The following is a 983-nucleotide window of genomic DNA, read 5'->3' as shown; positions in this document are numbered from 1 at the left end:
AAGAGCGACCGGCAGTAGGCGTCCAAGATCCGGACAGACAGGCACCCCGGGGTAGCAAGCAGGCACGGGAATCGATCATCAGAGTTGTCTACGCTCAGTGATCGATGGAGTCCCGTGCCTGCCCTGCCATCATCGTTGCTCGAACCGATCTTCGTCCAGTTCGCCGCGCTGTGTCCCGAGCAACCCGGGTTCGACCCGGGACATCCCCTCGGTTGTCACCGCCGCCGGATCGCGAACCGGGTCGTGTTCGAGTTGATCATCGCCGCTCTGGTCCACGGATCGGGCTACGAACGGGTAGCCACCGACCAGTGCTCGGACCGGACGATCCGCCGGCGCCTGCACCTGTGGGCGCAGGCCGGGCTGGGCGAACGACTGCACGAGCTGGCCTTGGACGCCTACGACCGCATGATCGGCCTGGATTTGGCCGACCTCAGCGCCGACGGTGCGATCACGAAGGCCCCGTGTGGCGGCGACCGGGCCGGCCGCTCACCGGTCGACCGCGGCAAAGGCGGCATGAAACGCTCCACCGGCGTCGACGGCTACGGCATCCCGCTCGGCATCACCAGCGCCACCGCGAACCGGCACGACTCCCCGCTGCTGCGCGACACCTTCGAACAGTGCAGCCGCCAACTACGCCATCACTGGCCGCAACAGGTCACCGCCCACCTGGACCGCGGTTACGACAGCCAGCGAACCCGCGACCTGCTCAACGAAATCGGCTTCGACGCGCAGATCGCCCGCAAAGGCGTGCCCGCCCCGATCCAGATCGGCAAACGCTGGGTGGTAGAGCGCACGAACTCGTGGCTGAACGGCTTCGGCAAAATCCGCCGCTGCACCGACCGCGACTCCCAGGTCATCGACTTCTACCTGTACCTGGCAGCAGCGGTCGTCACCATCCGTCAACTCATCCAACGAGCACGAACCCTCTACCGCTGGGACACCCGACCCACCACCCGCCGACTCAAGTGACACCTATTGCCGGT

Annotated in this window: 1 protein-coding gene; it reads left to right on the top strand. The window is 66.3% G+C overall.

Annotation, left to right across the window (positions count from 1 at the left end):
• Nucleotides 1-114 precede the first annotated feature (114 nt).
• Complete coding sequence (locus Van01_RS32735) at nt 115-969, top strand: IS5 family transposase (RefSeq protein ID WP_204015834.1); 855 nt, start codon at nt 115-117, stop codon at nt 967-969.
• Nucleotides 970-983 lie beyond the last annotated feature (14 nt).

Source organism: Micromonospora andamanensis (genome assembly GCF_016863495.1).
Taxonomy (GTDB): Bacteria; Actinomycetota; Actinomycetes; order Mycobacteriales; family Micromonosporaceae; genus Micromonospora; species Micromonospora andamanensis.
Note: the sequence above shows the minus strand (reverse complement) of the source record. Positions and strands in the feature narration are given on the sequence as shown.